Origin of the sequence: Sphaerisporangium sp. NPDC088356 (assembly GCF_040685555.1) — a bacterium.
Classification (GTDB): domain Bacteria; phylum Actinomycetota; class Actinomycetes; order Streptosporangiales; family Streptosporangiaceae; genus Sphaerisporangium.
In genome coordinates this window covers 17,015-35,135 of record NZ_JBFBIK010000076.1, presented here as the reverse complement: position 1 = coordinate 35,135, position 18,121 = coordinate 17,015, and the positions used below count along the sequence as shown (strand labels likewise).

Here is an 18,121-nt window from a genome sequence, read left to right as displayed (position 1 = left end):
TATGCATATTCATGCACTGGCTTTTAACACACTGTTGAGTTCTCAAGAAACGGACACGTACACCAGACACGAACCAGAACCAGTGGCTCCGGCCCCGTCCAGGGCGCACCTCTCGTTGTCTAACTTTACCAGGTCCAGACACTTCCTGTCAAATCTTCCGATCTGGCAGGAACCGCCCCGAACTGGTACAGTTCGGCTGCCCCGTCTCCAGGGCAACCCGTCCAACTTACCCTGTTGTCCACTCGATGTCCAGTCGAACTGTCAAAAAAGTTCGTCTCGATCATGTGCGGGCAACACGTCAGCTCCGGATCCTCCGTCAGGGACGGCGAATCCGAGAACATGTCTTCCGGGATGCCCGGGAGTCAGGCGCCTGATCGGCAGCCCGTCGTTCCCTGGGGCGAAGAGAACACTAAGCGGCGTCCGGGGCTCCGTCAAATCGTCGCGGGGCCAACCACCCAGTTCACCCCTCCGATGGCAGAAAGACTCTCCAGATCGCCACAGGAGTGTCACCGAAGACGCCTCCGGCCCCCGGTGACAGACGCGCACCGGGGGCCGGAGGGATGCCGTGAGCGCTAGCCGGCGACGACCTCGACGCCGCCGACGGAGCGCTTCCCACGCCGGAGCACCAGGAACCGCCCGTACAGCAGGTCCTCCGCGGACGGGACGTACGACTCGTCCGTGATCTTCGTGTTGTTGAGGTACGCCCCGCCCTCCTTGACGGCGCGGCGAGCGGCCGACTTGCTCTCGACGAGCCCGCTCTCGGCCAGCAGGTCGACGTACGAGGCACCGAGCGCGGGCACCGTGGCCCTGGGCACCTCCGCCAGCGCCGCCGCGAGCGTGCGCTCAGGCAGCTCCTCCAGCGAGCCCTGGCCGAACAGCGCGCCCGACGCGGCGATCACCGCGGCGCACTCCTCCGCCCCGTGCAGCAGGGTCGTGAACTCCTCCGCCAACGCCCGCTGCGCTTCACGGGCCGCAGGGCGGTCGGACGCGCTCTTCTCCAGCGCCTCGATCTCGTCCCGGGACCTGAAGCTGAAGATCTTCAGGAACTTCACGACGTCGCGGTCGTCGGAGTTGAGCCAGAACTGGTAGAAGGCGTACGGCGAGGTCAGCTCGGGGTCGAGCCACACCGCCCCGCCAGCCGTCTTGCCGAACTTCGTGCCGTCGGCCTTGGTGATCAACGGCACGGTCAGCGCGTGCACATGGCCGCCCTCGACGCGGCGGATCAGGTCGCACCCCGCCGTGATGTTGCCCCACTGGTCGCTGCCGCCGATCTGCAGCGAGCACCCGTGCCTGCGGTAGAGCTCCAGGTAATCGTTGGCCTGCAGGATCTGGTAGCTGAACTCGGTGTAGCTGAGCCCCTCCCCCGCCAGGCGGGCCGAGACCGACTCGCGCCCCAGCATGCGGTTCACGGGGAAGTGCTTGCCGACGTCACGCAGGAAGTCGATGGCCGAGAGGCCGTGGGTCCAGTCGAGGTTGCTCACCAGGAGGGAACCGGAGGAGTCGGACAGGTCGATGAACTTCTCGACCTGGACGCGGATGCGCCGCACCCACTCGGCGACGACCTCTGTCGAGTTGAGCGAGCGCTCCTCGCTCTTGCCGCTGGGGTCGCCGATGAGGCCGGTGGCCCCGCCGACCAGCCCGATGGCGCGGTGGCCGGCCCGCTGGATGCGCGTCAGCGTGAGGAGCGGGACGAGGTTGCCGACGTGCAGCGACGGTGCCGTCGGGTCGAACCCGCAATAGACCGTGATCGGACCCTCGGCCATCGCCACCCTCAGGGCGTCGATATCGGTGGACTGCGCGATCAGGCCGCGCCACGCAAGGTCATCGAGGATGTCGGTCACGATCCTGGCCTTCATGGTTGGTTCGACGGATGGATGTACGGCTTTCGCCTTGCCCTACAGCCTGCCCGATCACCGCACCGCTCCGCCACTTGAAAGCCCTGCCTCGCGATCACGAGCTCGGGCGGACCTTGGGCACGTGCTTGCGGTACGGCGAGACGGTGGGGTCGCCCTCGATCCAGAAGCGCCACGGGGTGTCCGCGGCGGTGGAGACGCCGGTGCGCGGGCCTGAGCGGACCGACGCGGGATCCACCGGGTCGCCCGCGAGGATTTCCAGCTCCGAGGAGCCCGAGCAGCAGTCGAGGCCGTTGTGCTCCCTGCCGAGGCCCAGCGCCACGGCCAGCCGCGCGGGCCCACGTGCCAGGTCGCGCTCGGGGGTCGTCCTGCCGCGACCGGTCAGCGCGGCGGCGGTGCTGGGCCGGTGGCGGCGGGTGCGGGCGGTCTCCACCCCCTCGGTCACCTCGCCGGCGCGCAGCAGCACCCCCGAGCCCATCCCCTCGGGCAGGCAGACGATATTGGCGCAGAAGTGCATGCCGTACGTGAAGTAGACGTACAGGTGCCCCGGTGGCCCGAACATGACCGAGTTGCGCGGTGTGCGCCCCCGGTAGGTGTGGGACGCCGGGTCCTCGCCGGGCGGGCCGTACGCCTCTATCTCGGTCAGGCGCACCGCGACCGGCCCGTGCCGCAGGACGCGCCCGAGCAGATCGGGCGCCACCTCCGGTGAGGGCCGGTCGAAGAACTCCCGGTCTAGGATCCGCTCGCCCACGCTGCCTGGCCGTCGACGATCTCGCGAAGGGCGCTCAGCTGGTCGCGGACACGGTCGGGCGCGGTGCCTCCGTACGCCTTGCGCGAGGCGAGCGCGCCCTGGACGTTCAGCACGTCGAGGGTGCCGGGCACGCCGCCCTCGTCGCCGGGGACGACGGTGCCGCCGGGGGTCTCCACGAAGTGCGGAGAGATCTTGGCGAGATCGTCCTCGGTGAGCTTCTCGAAGGTGGTGTCGTTGACCTGGCACCACACGACGAGGTGGCCGACCGCCTCGTGGGCGTCGCGGAACGGCACCCCCCTGCGCACCAGCAGCTCCGCCAGGTCGGTGGCCAGGGCGAAGCCGTCGGGTGCCGAGGACTCCAGACGCGCGGTGTTCACGCGCATCGTGGAGACGAGCCCGGAGACCGCGGGCAGGACCAGCAGCAGGGTGTCGACCGAGTCGAACACCGGCTCCTTGTCCTCCTGCAGGTCGCGGTTGTAGGTGAGAGGCAGGCCCTTGAGCGTGGTCAGCAGCGTCATCAGGTTGCCGATGAGCCTGCCGGACTTGCCCCGGGCCAGCTCGGCGACGTCGGGGTTCTTCTTCTGCGGCATGATCGACGAGCCGGTGGAGTAGGCGTCGTCCATCTCGATCCAGTGGAACTCCTGGGAGGCCCAAAGGACGATCTCCTCGCCCAGGCGCGACAGGTGGACGCCGATCAGCGAGGCGCAGAACAGGAACTCGGCGGCGAAGTCGCGGTCGGCGACGGCGTCCATGGAGTTCGGCGCCGCGGAGTCGAAGCCCAGCTCCCGCGCGACCGCCTGCGGGTCCAGGGGCAGGGACGAGCCCGCGAGCGCGCCCGCGCCGAGCGGGGAGACGGCGGCGCGCCGGTCCCAGTCGCGCAGGCGGTCGACGTCGCGGGCGATCGCGTGGACGTGCGCGAGAAGCTGGTGCCCGAACGACACCGGCTGGGCGTGCTGCAGGTGGGTCATGCCGGGGGCCGCGGTGGACGCGTGCTCCTCGGCCTGGCTCATCAGTGCCGTCTCCAGCTCGACGAGCCGCGACACGATGTAGCGGACGTGGTCGCGCAGGTAGAGCCGGAGGTCGGTCGCGACCTGGTCGTTGCGGCTGCGGCCGGCGCGCAGCTTGCCGCCGAGCGAGCCGAGACGCTCCAGGAGCCCGCGCTCCAGGGCGGTGTGGACGTCCTCGTCGGCCACGGTGGGCCGGAAGTCACCGGCCTTGCATGCCTGTTCGAGGTCGTCCAGGGCCGCGAGCATGCGCTCGAGCTCCGCCTCGCTCAGCAGCCCGGCGCGGTGGAGCACCCGGGCGTGCGCCCGTGACGCCAGCAGGTCGTACGGCGCGAGCCGCCAGTCGAACTGCACGCTGACCGACAGCCGCGTCAGCGCGTCCGCCGGACCGCCTTCGAACCTGCCACCCCAGAGCCGCATGGGCTTGCCACCCTCAGCCACCGTTCTCCTCTTCCCCAGTTCCAACGCTCAATCCGCGACCCTAGCCCAAATGGGCCTCGTCAGCCGAGACGACCGTCCCGGGCAGCGGCGATCTTGGAGGGAAGGCTCCAGAGCTGGACGAAGCCCTTTGCCAGCGACTGGTCGAAGGCGTCGCCGGTGTCGTAGGTCGCCAGCGAGAAGTCGTACAGCGAGGCCTCGGAGCGGCGCCCGGTGACGACGGCCCGCCCGGCGTGCAGGGTCATGCGGATGTCGCCGGAGACGTACTTCTGCGCGTCGGCGATGAAGGTGTCGAGCGCGTCCTTGAGCGGGGAGAACCACAGGCCGTCGTAGACCAGCTCGCCCCAGCGCTGGTCGACCGAGCGCTTGAACCGGGCGAGGTCGCGCTCGACCGTGACGTTCTCCAGCTCCATGTGCGCGGTGATCAGGGCGATCGCGCCCGGGGCCTCGTACACCTCGCGGGACTTGATGCCGACGAGCCGGTCCTCGACCATGTCGAGCCGTCCGACGCCCTGGGCGCCCGCGCGCTGGTTGAGCTCGGCGATGATCTGGAACGGGGTGAGGGAGCGCCCGTCCAGGGCGATCGGCACGCCCGCCTGGAAGGTGATGACGACCTCGTCGGCCTCGCGCGGCTGCGAGGGGTCGGAGGTGTAGGAGTAGACGTCCTCGATCGGGCCGTTCCAGATGTCCTCCAGGAACCCGGTCTCGACGGCGCGGCCCCAGATGTTCTGGTCGATGGAGTACGGCGACTTCTTGGTGACGTCGATCGGCAGGCCCTTCTCCTCGGCGAAGGCGATGGCCTTGTCGCGGGTCCAGGCGTAGTCGCGAGCGGGGGCGATGACCTTCAGCGAGGGGTTCAGCGCGGCGAGACCGGCCTCGAACCGCACCTGGTCGTTACCCTTGCCGGTGCAGCCGTGCGACACGTGGGTGCCGTTGAACTGCTTGGCGGCCGTGGCCAGGTGCTTCACGATCAGCGGGCGGGACAGGGCGGAGACCAGCGGGTAGCGGTCCATGTAGAGGGCGTTGGCCTGGAGCGCCGGCACGCAGAAGTCGGCGGCGAACTCCTCGCGGGCGTCCACGACGACCGACTCGGCGGCGCCGCAGTCGATGGCGCGCTGCCGGATGACCTCCATATCCTCGCCGCCCTGGCCGACGTCGACGGCCACGGCGATGACCTCGGCGCCGGTCTGGTCGGCCAGGAACGGGATGGCCACGGACGTGTCGAGGCCGCCGGAGTAGGCGAGTACCACCCTGTCAGTCATTGCTCTGCTCTCCCAAGAAAGAAATTCTTATTGGCTTGCGGGGATACGCCCGGTTCGCTCGGTTGTCAGCCCACTGATCGCGGGACGCCCGGCTCACACGGGCTGACTACGTCGATCGGTCAGCCTGAGCAGGGAGTCCGCGAGAAGGGCCCCGCCCACGGGATCCCGGCAGATCACCAGGATCGTGTCGTCCCCGGCGACCGTGCCGAGGATCGCCTCCCAGTCGGCGTGGTCGAGCGCGGAGGCGAGGAACTGCGCGGCCCCGGGAGGGGTGCGCACGATCACGAGGTTCGCCGACGCCTCGGCCGAGACCAGGAGCTCCTCGGCCACCCGCCGAAGCCGGGCCGCCGCGCTCTCGCCGGCGCCCATGCGGGTCAGCGGGATGCGCGCCCCGCCCTCGCCCGGTAGCGCGTACACCAGCGAGCCGTCGTCCGCCCGCAGCTTCAGAGCGCCCAGCTCGTCGAGGTCGCGCGAGAGCGTGGCCTGGGTGACCTCGACCCCGCTCTCGGCCAGCAGCCTGGCGAGCTCGGGCTGTGACTTGACCTTGTTGCGGTTGACCAGATCGGCGATCTTCGCGAGCCTGCCGGCCTTGGTCAGCGGGATCGTCATCGCGCCACCAGCCAGTGGAGCAGGGCCTTCTGGGCGTGCAGGCGGTTCTCCGCCTGGTCCCAGACTACGCTTTGCGGACCGTCCAGCACCTCGGCGGTGATCTCCAGGCCGCGGTAGGCGGGCAGGCAGTGCAGCACCGTCGCGCCGGGGGCCGCGAGGCCGAGCAGCTCGGCGTTCAGCTGGTACGGCATGAGCGTGGCGACCCGCTCGTCCTTGCCGGTCTGGCCCATCGACACCCAGGTGTCGGTGGCCAGCACGTGGGCGTCGGCGACGGCCACGGCCGCGTCCGACAGCACCGTGACCGAGCCGCCGGCCGACGCGGCGATCTCGGCCGCGCGGTTGAGGATCAGCGTGTCCGGCTGGTACGCCGCCGGGGCCGCGATGCGGATGTGCATCCCCGCGGTGGCGCCGCCGAGCAGGTAGGAATGGGCCATGTTGTTGGCGCCGTCACCCAGGTAGGTGAGCGTCTGACCTGCCAGGGGGCCACGCCGCTCCCGCACGGTCAGCAGGTCGGCGAGGATCTGGCACGGGTGGAACTCGTCGGTCAGCGCGTTGACGACGGGCACCGACGACGCCGAGGCCATCGCCTCCACGCGCTCCTGGCCGAAGGTGCGCCACACGATCGCGGCGACCTGCCTTTCGAGGACGCGGGCGGTGTCCTCGATCGGCTCTCCCCTGCCCATCTGGGAGCTGCCCGCGTCGATGATCAGCGGCTGGCCGCCCAGCTCGGCGATGCCGACCGCGAACGAGATTCGGGTGCGGGTGGAGTGCTTGTCGAAGATCACCGCGACGGTCATCGGGCCCTCGAACGGACGGTAGCCGTACCGATCCTTCTTCATGGCCTCGGCGAGGTCGAGCACCTCAGCCTGCTCCGCGGGGCTCAGGTCGTCGTCCCGCAAGAAGTGCCGGACGGCTCCCGGGGCGCCACCGTACGGGCTCACGGGGTCACCTCCGCGAGGATCGCCGGGAAGGCCTGGAGGAAGGAGTCGACCTGCTCCGTGGTGATCACGAGCGGCGGAGCGATGCGCACGGCGTCGGGCTGCACCGCGTTGACCAGGAACCCAGCCCGCTGGGCGGCGGCCTGGACGTCCGCGGCGCGGTCGGTGGCGAGCACGGCGGCCAGCCACAGCCCCCGGCCGCGCACCCCCGCGAGCAGCGGGTGGTCGATGGCGGCGATGCCGTCGCGCAGCCGCTGCCCGGTCGTGCGCACATGGCCGAGCAGGCCGTCGCGGTCGATGGTGTCGAGCACGGCCAGAGCCGCCGCCGCGGACACCGGGTTGCCGCCGAAGGTCGAGCCGTGGTCGCCCTTGGCGAAGATCGTGCCCGCCTCGCCGAAGCCGACGCAGGCGCCGATCGGCATGCCGCCGCCCAGGCCCTTGGCCAGCGTCAGCACGTCGGGGACGATGCCGTCGTGCTGGTGGGCGAACCAGTGCCCGGTGCGGCCGATCGCCGACTGGATCTCGTCGAGCACCAGCAGCGCCCCGGCCGCGTCGCAGATCTCCCGCGCGGCGGTGAAGTAGCCGGCCGGGGGTGGCACGACGCCCGCCTCGCCCTGCGTGGGCTCCAGGAACACCGCCACGCAGTCCTGCGTGACGGCCTGCTTGAGCGCGTCGGCGTCGCCGTACGGGACGAAGCGCACGTCGAGCGGGAACGGCCCGAACTGGTCGCGGATGGAGGCCTTGCCGGTCAGCGAGAGCGCCCCGAGCGTACGGCCGTGGAAGCCGTTGTCCGCGGCGACGAAGTACTTCCTGCCGGTGGTCCTGCCGTACTTGATGGCGAGCTTGAGCGCGCACTCGTTCGCCTCGGTGCCGGAGTTCGCGAGGAAGACGCGGCCCGGGGTCTTCAGCAGGCCGAGCAGGCGCTCGGCGAGCAGCACCTCGGGCTCGTTCACGAACAGGTTGGAGGTGTGCGCGATGGTCGCCACCTGCCGGGACACGGCCTCCACCAGCGCGGGGTGCGCGTGGCCGAGCGAGCTGACCGCGATGCCCGCGATCAGGTCGAGGTAGCGCACGCCGTCCGCGTCCCAGAGGTAGGCCCCCTCGCCGCGGACCGGCACCACGGGCGGGACCCCGTAGTTCGGCATGAACGCGGCCTCGAAGCGCTCCTGGAACGAGCCGGCGCCGGTCATGAGTCCACCTCGGGCAACACCATGGTTCCGATCCCCTCGTCCGTGAAGATTTCGAGCAGCACCGAGTGCGGCACCCTGCCGTCGAGCACGTGCGCCTGCGGCACGCCGCCGGTGACGGCGGTCAGGCAGGCCTCCATCTTGGGCACCATGCCGCTGGACAGGCCGGGCAGCAGCTTGGCCAGCTCCGGGGCCGTCACCCGGCTGATCACCTCGGAGGGAGAGCCGTCCGCGGCGACCGGCCAGTCGGCGTACAGGCCCTCGACGTCGGTGAGCACGACGAGCTTTCCGGCGTTGAGCGCGACCGCGAGCGCCGCGGCGGCGGTGTCGGCGTTGACGTTGTAGATCTCGCCGTCCTCGCCGCGCGCGATCGAGGACACCACCGGGATGCGCCCGTCGCCGAGCAGCGCCTGGACGGCTCCCGCCTCGACCCTGACGATCTCGCCGACCTGGCCGATGTCGACCTTCTCGCCGTCGACCTCGGCGTGCTTGCGCTCGGCGGTGAACAGGTGGGCGTCCTCGCCGGACATGCCGATGGCGAACGGCCCGTGGCGGTTGATCAGGCCGACGACGTCGCGGTTGACCTGGCCGACCAGCACCATGCGCACGACCTGCATCGCCTCGGGCGTGGTCACCCGGAGCCCGGCCGTGAAGCTGCTCTCGATGCCGAGCCTGTCGAGGTGGGCGTTGATCTGGGGACCGCCGCCGTGCACGACGACGGGCTTGAGGCCGGCGTGCAGCAGGAACACCATGTCGTCGGCGAAGCTCTCGCGCAGGCCCTGGTCGGCCATGGCGTGCCCGCCGTACTTCACCACGACGGTCTGTCCCCGGAAGCGCTCGAGCCAGGGCAGGGCCTCGATGAGGACGGCCGCCTTGGCGTGCGCCTGGGGTCCGCCTGTGCCCGGTGTCAGCCCGGTGCCCATGTTGACGCTCATGTCGAGTACGCCGAGTTCTCGTGGACGTACTCGGCGGTGAGGTCGGTGGTGTGGATGGTCGCGGAGTGCGGGCCCGCCGACAGATCGATCGTGATCGTCACGTCGCGGGGGCGCAGGTCCACCTTGGCGCGGTCGTCCCCGGCGGCGCCGCCCCGGCAGATCCAGATACCGTTGATCGCTACGTTGAGCCGGGAGGGCTCGAAGACCGCGCCGGTCGTGCCGACGGCAGACAGGACGCGGCCCCAGTTGGGGTCCTCGCCGTGGATGGCGCACTTGAGCAGGTTGGACCTGGACACCGCCCTGCCGACCTCGACGGCGTCGTCCTCGTGGGCGGCGCCCACGACCTCGATCGCGATGGCCTTGGTGGCGCCCTCGGCGTCGACCAGGAGCTGCCTGGACAGGTCGGCGCAGACCTCGGTGACCTTCTTCTCGAACTCCGCCGGGTCCGGGGTGACGCCGGCGGCGCCGCTCGCGAGCAGGAGCACGGTGTCGTTGGTCGACATGCAGCCATCGGTGTCGAGCCGGTCGAAGGTGACGCTGACGGCCTTGCGCAGCACCCGGTCGAGCTCCTCGGCCGGCACGTCGGCGTCGGTGGTGATCACGCTGAGCATGGTGGCCATGCCCGGCGCGAGCATGCCCGCGCCCTTGGCCATGCCGCCCACCATGTAGCCCTCTCCCCTGCGGAAGGAGATCTTGGTGACCGTGTCGGTCGTGCGGATCGCGTCGGCGGCGGCGAGACCGCCGTCCCTGGACAGCTGGGCGGCCGCCGTCTCGACGCCGGGGAGCAGCAGGTCCATCGGCAGCCGCTCGCCGATCAGCCCGGTGGAGCAGACCGCCACCTCGCCGGCCGAGTCGCCGATGAGCTCGGCGACCTTCTCGGCGGTGGCGTGGGTGTCCTGGAAACCCGCGGGGCCGGTGCAGGCGTTCGCGCCGCCGGAGTTGAGGACGACCGCCCTCACCCTGCCGCCCGCGAGCACCTGCTCGGACCAGAGCACCGGAGCGGCCTTCACGCGGTTGCGGGTGAAGACCCCGGCCGCGGCCCGCGAGGGGCCGTCGTTGACGACGATCGCGACGTCACGGGTGTCACGAGACTTGAGGCCCGCGGCGACACCCGCCGCGCGGAAACCGAGGGGTGCGGTGACGCTCACGCGTGCCCTCCTCGGATCCTGGTCTTCTGGCTGCGCTCGCTCACGGGGCGACTCCATTGAGGGGAAGGCCGAGTTCTTCTGCCAGGCCGAGGGCGAGGTTGGCGCTCTGGATGGCCCCGCCCGCGGTGCCCTTGGTCAAGTTGTCGATGGCGACGACCGCGACGACGCGCCCGGACCGCTCGTCGAGGGTCACCTGGAGCGCGGCGGTATTGGCGCCGAGGGTCATGGCCGTCGCGGGCCAGGTGCCCTCGGGAAGCAGCCGCAGGAACGGCTCGTCCTTGACCGCCGCCTCGTACGCCTCGCGCAGCGCGGTCGCGGTCAGGCCGGGGACGGCGGGAGCGGTGCAGGTGGCGAGGATGCCCCGGCTCATCGGGGCCAGCATCGGGGTGAAGGACACCTTCACCGGCCCGCCCGCGACCTTGGAGAGGTTCTGCGTGATCTCGGGGGTGTGGCGGTGCGAGCCGCCGACGCCGTAGGCGCTGACCGACCCCATCACCTCGCTGCCGAGGAGGCCGGGCTTGGGCGACCTGCCCGCGCCGGAGGTGCCGCTGGCCGCGACGACCACGACGTCGGGCTCGGCGAGGCCGGCCGCGAAGGCGGGGAACAGGGCGAGGGTCGCCGACGTCGGGTAGCAGCCCGGCACGGCGATGCGCCTGGCGGTCCGCAGAAGGTCGCGCTGGCCGGGCAGCTCGGGTAGCCCGTACGGCCAGGTGCCGGCATGGGCGCCGCCGTAGAAGTGGGCCCACTCGGCGGCGTCCTCCAGCCGGAAGTCGGCACCGCAGTCGACCACGAGCGTGTCGTCACCGAGCCGCTCGGCGACGGCGGCGGACTGCCCGTGCGGGAGGGCCAGGAAGACGACGTCGTGACCCGCGAGGGACTCGGCGGTCGTCTCCTCGATGACCCTGCCGGCCAGGGCGGGCAGGTGCGGCTGGTGCGCGGCGAGCGTGCCGCCCGCGCTCGAACCCGCGGTGAGCGCGCCGATCTCGATGGCGGGGTGGGCGAGGAGAAGGCGCAGCAGCTCGCCTCCGGCGTACCCGCTGGCTCCCGCGACCGCCGCCTTCATCGACCCACCTCGCATGACCATGCATTCGACCTCATGACTTCTACAGAGAGAAAGTATGCACGCCTAAGCATCTTCATGCAACCGGGCGCGATCGCCACGCCCGCCTGGAACAACCCTCTGTTCTCCGTACCTACCGGTCGGTATCGTCACCTGGCAACGGCACCTACTCACCCCCGGGAGTCACCGCGCATGACTGTCACGCACGACCAGGTCCAGGCACAGCTCACCGGACCGGGCCAGCTCTTCGAGATGGACGAGGTCGAGATCCGCGGGACCAAGCTCCGGACCTGGAAGCACGCCCCGACCACCTTCCGGGCCCTCCTGGAGAACAGCCGCTTCCACGGCGACAAGGTCTTCCTCGTCTACGAGGACGAGCGGATCACCTATGAGGAGCACTACCGGCGGGCGGCGACGCTGGCCGGGCGGCTCGTCGAGGACTTCGGCGTGACCAAGGGCGACCGGGTCGCCATCGCCATGCGCAACTACCCCGAGTGGGTCGTCGCGTTCTCGGCGACCCTCGCGATCGGGGCGATAGCCGTACCGCTCAACGCGTGGTGGACCACCCCTGAGCTGGAGTACGGCCTGACGGACTCGGGCGCCAAGGTCGCAGTCGTCGACGGCGAGCGCGCCGAGCGGCTGCGGGACACCACCGTCCCCCTGATCGTCACCCGCTCCACCGGTGAGCTGCCCCCGGCGGCCCGCGAGTTCGGCGAGGTCCTCGGGGAGGTACGTGCCGACGTGGCGCTCCCGGCGGTGGAGCTGGACGCGGAGGACCCCGCGACGATCTTCTACACCTCCGGTACGACCGGCCTCCCCAAGGGCGCGCTCGGCAGCCACCGCAACCTCGGCCAGTCACCGATGACCGTCGCCTACGCCCTGCTGCGCAGCGTGGCCCTGGCGGGCAAGGACCCGGCCTCGGCGGCGAGCACGCGGCGGATCACCCTGCTGACGGTGCCGCTGTTCCACGTCACCGGCTGCTTCGCGGTGATGACCGCGACCATGTTCACCGGCGGCGGCCTGGTGCTGATGTACAAGTGGGACCCGGGGCTGGCACTCCAGCTCATCGAGCGCGAGAAGGTGACGATCCTCACCGGCGTTCCCACCAACGCCTGGCAGCTGCTGTCGCATCCGGACTTCGGCAAGTACGACATCTCCAGCCTCGGCGGCGTGAGCTACGGCGGCGCCCCGGCCCCGCCCAAGCTGCTGGAGCGGATCAACGACCAGCTGCCCCAGCGGCAGGCGTCCAACGGGTACGGCATGACGGAGACGACCGCGCTCGCGATCTACAACAGCGGGCCCACGTACCAGGCCAAGCCCGACAGCATCGGCCTGCCCCTGGCGGTCTGCGACGTGCGGATCTCTGACCCGCTCGGCAACGAGCTTCCCGCGGGCGAGGTCGGCGAGCTGTGCATGCGCGGCCCCAACGTGATCACCGGTTACTGGAACCGCCCGCACGCGACCGCGGAGACGTTCGTCAACGGATGGCTGCACACGGGCGACCTCGCGCGGGTGGACGAGGAGGGCTTCGTCTACATCGTCGACCGGGCCAAGGACATGGTCATCAGGGGTGGCGAGAACGTCTACTGCGCCGAGGTCGAGGCGGCCCTGTTCGAGCACCCCGCCATCGACGACGCGGCCGTCATCGGGATCCCGGACGACGAGCTCGGCGAGCAGGTCGGCGCGGTCGTACGGCTGAAGCCGGGCGTGCCGGCGACTCCGGAGGAACTGCGGGAGTTCCTGCGGGGGGTGCTGGCCCCGTTCAAGATCCCGGTCCGCTTCTGGTTCCGCGACGCCGAACTCCCCCGCAACCCCGGCGGCAAGATCCTCAAAACCCATCTCCGCAAGGAGACCCTGGGCCTCTGAGGTTCTGCGCAAGGAGACTCCGGGGGCTTGACGATCCCGCGCGGAGAAGACGTCGAATGATCACCTGAAGCCCGCCCTTCGGTCGCATGGCGATGGAATGCCGCAGATGGCCGTCCGGAAAGGTCGAGGAGCTACGGCGGCGTCTCGAGTGCTCGGAGCCGGCGGCCCCTGCTGTAAGGAAGAGATCCACAAGAATTGTTCTCAGTTCAGTAGGGGTGGCCGTGATCGCCTCCGGGAGGACAGGACGGATGGCATCGTCGGCATATACAGGCCCTAGCTGGACGGGGACACGATGCGACGCCTTGCCTGCCGGCTGCTCGACTCCGGGCCGATCCTGGTCCTGGCCGCCGTCGCGGGTACCGCGTGATGCGGACGAAGGACCGGGGAGGCGAGTCCGCTCGACCGTTGTGGCGCGACCGCGACTTCGGCACATTCTGGGCCGCCCAGACGCTTTCGGTGGCCGGAGACTCGTTCGCCTATATCGCCGTCCCGCTGCTGGTGCTGCACGCCACCGGGTCCGTCGCTCAGATGGGTCTGCTGACGGGCGTGTCCGGTGCGGCCGCGATCGGCGCCGGTACCTTCGCCGGGATCCTGGTGGACCGGCTCGACCGGCGCACCTTGCTGATCTGCTGCGACCTCGCCCGAATGGTGGTGTACGGCCTTGTCCCGCTGGCCTGGGCATTCGGTCCGCAGATCTGGTTGCTGTACGTGGTGCTGCCGATCGGCGAAGCCGTGGGAATGGTCTTCCAGGTCGGCTACGTGACCGTGGTGCGCGGTCTCGTCCGCGACGACCGCGTCACCGAGGGGAACGGCCTGCTCTACGCGACAGCCGCGGCTGCCGGGGTCCTCGGGCCGCTGCTCGCGGGCGTGGTCGCTGGACGGTTCGGCCCGACCGCCGCGATCGGCATCGATGCGGCGACCTTCGGGGGGTCGGCGCTCGGCATCGCCTTCATCCGGCTTGGCCGGCAAGCCGCGGGCTCGGCCGACGCCGCCCCGCCGCCTCACCAGGGGGCGTGGCAGGAACTGCTGGCCGGAGCCCGGTTCCTGTGGGGGCACCCGGTGCTGCGCACACTGACCGTCCTGCTCTCTTTCGTCATCTTTCTCACGTTCGGCCTGACGAACGTCATCGTCTACCACCTGAAGCACGATCTCGGGCAGCCCGATGCCACCATCGGGACCGTGTTGGGGGTCGCCGCGCTCGGCGCGATCGCCGGCGCGATCCTTGCCGCCCCTTTGCGCAGGACAACGGGCTTCGGCCGATCCTGGATCGGTGCGCATGGACTGTGCGGACTCGCTGTCGCCGGGTTCGGAGCCTCCGGCGGCGTCTGGAGTGCCACCGCTCTGGCAGCCGTCTACCTCGGCTGTGTCAGCGTGGCGGGGATCTGCTCGATGTCGTTACGCCAGCAGGTGACCCCGGGGCACTTGCTCGGCCGGGTCACCTCGGCCTTCTGGACCATCCACTTCTCCCTGGGGCCGGTAGGCGCGGCGGTGCTCGGCTGGGCCGCCGGACGGTACGGCGTCACCATGGTCTGCCTGATCGTCGGCGCGGGTTGCCTGCTCATCGCGGTGATCGCCCTTTTCACCCCTGCTCACCAGGCCAACCCCGAGCGGTCGGCGGCAGCCCCATAGGGGTGCGCCCGGGGCGGGTGTCACCGCCGGGCGGGGTGCAGTGCGATCGACGGCGAGGCGGCCGGCAGTGGACACGCGATCACCTCTTCCGTACTGCGGAGATCCCTAGAACCATCCAGCCCGACGGTGCACCTCGAACGGCACGTACTCCGGGCGGTCGGTATGAGGAACCGGCAGGATCGGCCGGTCCATGGCCGCCGAGGGCAGGAACACGGTCGCGTAACCGAGGCAGTGCACCTCGTCGCGCTGGTTGAGGCCGACGATCTCGACGGCCACCGCCGCGTACGACACGGTCCGCCCCGCCGCGTCCGTCTTCTCCGCGACGTACTTGCGGATCACCTTCCCCTTGTAGATCGCCGCGTCGCCGTAGAAGATCGGCCTGCGCATGGTGGTGTACATGCGGTGCACGAACGCGTTGTCGCCCGCCCAGTTGGTGAGCAGCCGGATCGGTGCCTGCACGCGCTGAATGCCGAAGTCGAAGGGCAGCGGCTGGCACCGGTACGGCGCGAGATACCTGTCCTCGTGCTCGTCGTAGGGGGTGTAGGGCCATCCGGTCACGGGATGGGTCCGGGCGAAGGCCGGGGTCTGGCGACACCGCCGATAGGCAGGCCGGAACGCACGCACCAGGCGCGTGCCCATGCGCCTCAATCCCCGCCCGGGATGTACATCTACATCCTGTGCACGTCGGGACGGCACACCGAACGGACCCAGGTGACGCCATGCACCCCAGGAAGCACCTCGTCCCGCGGCTTCGCGAGTCGCGAGCCCCAACTCGGACATCGCCGAACGGGCCCGGTTGCTCACCGCCTGAGCCCTCTCTCCCGCCGCCTGCGCAGCACGAGCACGCCGCCGGCAGCAGGACGGCGAGCGCGGCGACGCCCCAGCCCGCGCCGAGGGTCGCCAGCCAGCCGCAGACGAGCCCCTGCACCGCCGTCGCCGCGCCCACGATCGGGTCCTCGGCAGGCCCGCCGCCCAGCACGCGCAGCTCGTACCTGCCGTAGTACAGGACGTACGCCCCGGCCAGGACGAGCAGGCCGCCGCCGGCCCGTGACACGTACGGCAGGACCCGCCGCAGCCTGGCCACCGCAGCGGCGTGGGCCAGCGCGACCGCGAGCGACAGCACGGCGACGACCAGCCCCATCCCGAGCGCGTACGCCATGAAGGCGCTCACCCCGCCGACCAGGCCGCCGCCGGCCACAGAGGCCGAGGTGACCGCCAGGAAGGGGCCAGCCGTGCACGACAGCGAGGCCACCGCGTACGACAGGCCGTACCCGTACAGGGACAGCGGCGAGGCGGCGGGACGCCCGGTGGGCAGCCCGGGGAGGCGGACCAGCAACTCGCGGCCGCTCAGCAGCCAGGCGCCCAAGCCGATCAGGAGTGCGCCGATGACGAGTGTCGCCCACGGCAGGTAGCGGCCGGCCGACACCGCGAGCGCGGTGACGGCGATTCCGAACAGCCCGAAGACGGTGACGAACCCGGCCGTCATCGCCGCCGACAGCACCAGCGCCCGGACCAGCGGTCCACGCCGGTCCGGCCCGTCGTCGGCGATCAGCATCGTGAGGTAGGCGGGCAGCATGGCGAAGCCGCACGGGTTGAACGCGGCCACCGTGCCCGCGGTGAACGCCAGTACGAGCGGCAGATCGGCGGCCGTCACGCTTGCCCTTCCGAGCGGACGGTGGTCATGGCCGCTCCCGTCCGCCGGTCGGCATGGCGGCGCTACGCGGCCAACAGTTTCCGGACAGACACCCCATACCGCTGCGCCACCTCGGTCACCGGACAGCCTGCCTCTACTTCCAGCACAGCGCGATACCGCCCCCGTGATGAGGTCGCCGTGACCGGCGCGCCCGGGTCACCTTTGTGATCGCCTTTACTATGTAGATTCACAGTGGGATCCCCTGCCAGGACGGCGTTCCGGCCGCACCGAGCCGCCTCACAAACGGCCATCACGCCGTGTGCCTGCTCTTCTCTCGTGTCCGGCATTCGCATGGGGAAACCGTATGACCGCGCAATACCATACGGCTAGATCGACTTTGTATCACTCTACGGCGATCGGAAAGCGAAGTGACACGTCCCGTGTCACTACTCAGTAGTCCAGCTGGACGAAATCCGCCAGATCGCGCATATCGCCGGTAAGGGTGCGTCTACGGGCAATGATTCCCTTGAGGATGTCTTTCGCGTATCCCTGGTTGACGATCCACTCCGGGGAGTCTTGCCTGATACGTCGGAGGACCTCGAACGCCTCACCGTACTGATGTGACCGGCGATGAGCGTCCGCCACATCGAGGAGATGACGATTGCGGTTGTTGGAGGTGGGGGCAAGGTCATTGGTGGGGATGGCCTGTGACATGCGCAGGACGACGTCCGGACGATCTTCCACCATGGCGTTCTCCGCCCGCTTCATCGCCACGGTGATCGGGCCGAAGGTTCGTAGAAAGTCGTCCGCCGGAGAGATTTCACGGCTCATGGCAACGGCAGCCGTACGCGCGAGCCGGATAGCGTCCTCTGCTTCGCCAGGCCGGTTGTCGCGTACGGCAGCCGCCGACGACCGCAGGAGCAACCACCCCCAGGCCGACAGATCCCGAGGCGTCGCCCTAGAGATGCGAGGCTCGACGTCGTCCGCCCACTTGATCGCCGACTGCCGCGCCTGCCCAAGCCGTCCCTGCCGCAGGAGCAACCAACACCGTGTACTGACGATCGCCGCCGCTTCCAGAAGGTCGTCCGCGTCATCGAGACCTCGCCGCAGGGCAAGCTCCGCCGCCTCGAACTGCCGGGTTTGCGTGAGAAGCCAGCCCGTGAGGTGAAGCAGGCGTGATCGCACGAACCGCTGTGACCGATCGGTGCCCACAAGCGTGTCAGTGTCCGCCAGCAGCTTGGGCAGGGACGTGGCCAACTCCGCGTACTTGTCGCCCTTCCACAGCGGCATCGAGGCGTCCAACGCCGTCCGAATACCTTCCGCGGTTGGCGGTTCCTCCGACTGATCGCCAAGACCGTGCAACGCGCGACGGACCGCACCCCAGTGGTCAACGGTCGCGGCATCCGCCTGGTCACCGACATAGTCGGTGATGATCGCTGTGGTGGGCACGCGGAGCGCTGCGGCTATCTTGCGGGCAGTCTCCAACCTCACGTCTGAGCGGGCCCCCTGCTCAAGCTTCCGGATAAGGGAGGCAGACACCCCAGAGATCGAGGCCAGCTCCGCCTGGCTCATGCCACGCCGCTTACGAAGATTGACGACCCGCTCGCCTATCGTGGCCATGAAACTCATGCTAGGCCGGAACGGATATCTGGAGCAGTGGATACGCGCGCCTCTGCTTGGCCCATGCCGCCGGCCGAATCAATGTCGGTGAACGCTGCGTGGAGTGGATTTCGACTGTGCTCTTCGGCTACGCACGGGTCAGTATCGCCGACCAGAACCCTGACCACCAGATCGACGTGCTGCTGCGC

At 70.1% G+C, this 18,121-nt stretch carries 14 protein-coding genes and 1 pseudogene; 2 read left to right on the top strand and 13 right to left on the bottom strand.

Going from position 1 to position 18,121, the window contains the following annotated elements:
* Positions 1-572: 572 nt before the first annotated feature.
* From tyrS to argC, 10 genes are all read right to left on the bottom strand, one after another.
* Entirely contained in the window at positions 573-1,841 is a 1,269-nt protein-coding gene (gene tyrS / locus AB0O34_RS24870; protein ID WP_363919148.1) for a tyrosine--tRNA ligase, read from the bottom strand.
* 109 nt (positions 1,842-1,950) lie between these two features.
* On the bottom strand, positions 1,951-2,604 hold the full coding sequence (locus AB0O34_RS24865; RefSeq protein WP_363919138.1) for a DNA-3-methyladenine glycosylase: 654 nt from the start codon (positions 2,602-2,604) through the stop codon (positions 1,951-1,953).
* Positions 2,586-4,028 (bottom strand): argininosuccinate lyase, encoded by a 1,443-nt coding sequence (gene argH, locus AB0O34_RS24860; protein WP_363919146.1) that lies wholly within the window; start codon positions 4,026-4,028, stop codon positions 2,586-2,588. Before argH ends, AB0O34_RS24865 begins: the two co-directional genes overlap by 19 nt.
* An 80-nt stretch (positions 4,029-4,108) precedes the next feature.
* Complete coding sequence (locus AB0O34_RS24855) at positions 4,109-5,308, bottom strand: argininosuccinate synthase (RefSeq protein ID WP_363919136.1); 1,200 nt, start codon at positions 5,306-5,308, stop codon at positions 4,109-4,111.
* Between the two features lie 93 nt (positions 5,309-5,401).
* Positions 5,402-5,917 carry an arginine repressor gene (locus AB0O34_RS24850; protein WP_363919134.1) on the bottom strand — a complete coding sequence of 172 codons (516 nt, stop codon included), beginning with the start codon at positions 5,915-5,917 and terminating at the stop codon, positions 5,402-5,404.
* Positions 5,914-6,858: an ornithine carbamoyltransferase gene (gene argF / locus AB0O34_RS24845; protein WP_363919132.1), complete on the bottom strand. Its 945-nt coding sequence runs from the start codon at positions 6,856-6,858 to the stop codon at positions 5,914-5,916. Before argF ends, AB0O34_RS24850 begins: the two co-directional genes overlap by 4 nt.
* The gene (locus AB0O34_RS24840) at positions 6,855-8,045 is read right to left on the bottom strand and encodes an acetylornithine transaminase (RefSeq protein WP_363919130.1); all 1,191 of its coding nucleotides are present in this window, start codon (positions 8,043-8,045) and stop codon (positions 6,855-6,857) included. The genes argF and AB0O34_RS24840 overlap by 4 nt, the downstream gene beginning before the upstream one ends.
* Complete coding sequence (argB, locus tag AB0O34_RS24835; protein ID WP_363919128.1) at positions 8,042-8,977, bottom strand: acetylglutamate kinase; 936 nt, start codon at positions 8,975-8,977, stop codon at positions 8,042-8,044. Before argB ends, AB0O34_RS24840 begins: the two co-directional genes overlap by 4 nt.
* Positions 8,974-10,125: a bifunctional glutamate N-acetyltransferase/amino-acid acetyltransferase ArgJ gene (gene argJ / locus AB0O34_RS24830; protein WP_363919126.1), complete on the bottom strand. Its 1,152-nt coding sequence runs from the start codon at positions 10,123-10,125 to the stop codon at positions 8,974-8,976. The genes argB and argJ overlap by 4 nt, the downstream gene beginning before the upstream one ends.
* Positions 10,126-10,165: 40 nt before the next feature.
* Positions 10,166-11,188, bottom strand: coding sequence for an N-acetyl-gamma-glutamyl-phosphate reductase (argC, locus tag AB0O34_RS24825; RefSeq protein ID WP_363919124.1), 1,023 nt, complete (start codon positions 11,186-11,188; stop codon positions 10,166-10,168).
* A gap of 189 nt (positions 11,189-11,377) precedes the next feature.
* Between argC and AB0O34_RS24820 the strand changes: the two genes are divergently transcribed.
* Together AB0O34_RS24820 and AB0O34_RS24815 are read left to right on the top strand one after the other, a co-directional pair.
* Positions 11,378-13,051, top strand: coding sequence for a class I adenylate-forming enzyme family protein (locus AB0O34_RS24820; protein ID WP_363919122.1), 1,674 nt, complete (start codon positions 11,378-11,380; stop codon positions 13,049-13,051).
* A 366-nt stretch (positions 13,052-13,417) separates the two neighbouring features.
* Positions 13,418-14,680, top strand: coding sequence for an MFS transporter (locus AB0O34_RS24815; protein ID WP_363919120.1), 1,263 nt, complete (start codon positions 13,418-13,420; stop codon positions 14,678-14,680).
* A 105-nt stretch (positions 14,681-14,785) separates the two neighbouring features.
* Here the strand turns inward: AB0O34_RS24815 and AB0O34_RS24810 are convergent, their stop codons facing one another.
* The 3 genes and pseudogenes from AB0O34_RS24810 to AB0O34_RS24800 all read right to left on the bottom strand — a co-directional run bounded on the left by AB0O34_RS24810 (position 14,786) and on the right by AB0O34_RS24800 (position 17,933).
* Entirely contained in the window at positions 14,786-15,238 is a 453-nt protein-coding gene (locus AB0O34_RS24810; protein WP_363919150.1) for a hypothetical protein, read from the bottom strand.
* Between the two features lie 505 nt (positions 15,239-15,743).
* Positions 15,744-16,256, bottom strand: a pseudogene (locus AB0O34_RS24805) (cytochrome c biogenesis protein CcdA); the annotation flags it as partial.
* 507 nt (positions 16,257-16,763) lie between these two features.
* Positions 16,764-17,933, bottom strand: coding sequence for a helix-turn-helix transcriptional regulator (locus AB0O34_RS24800; RefSeq protein ID WP_363919118.1), 1,170 nt, complete (start codon positions 17,931-17,933; stop codon positions 16,764-16,766).
* Between the last annotated feature and the right edge of the window lie 188 nt (positions 17,934-18,121).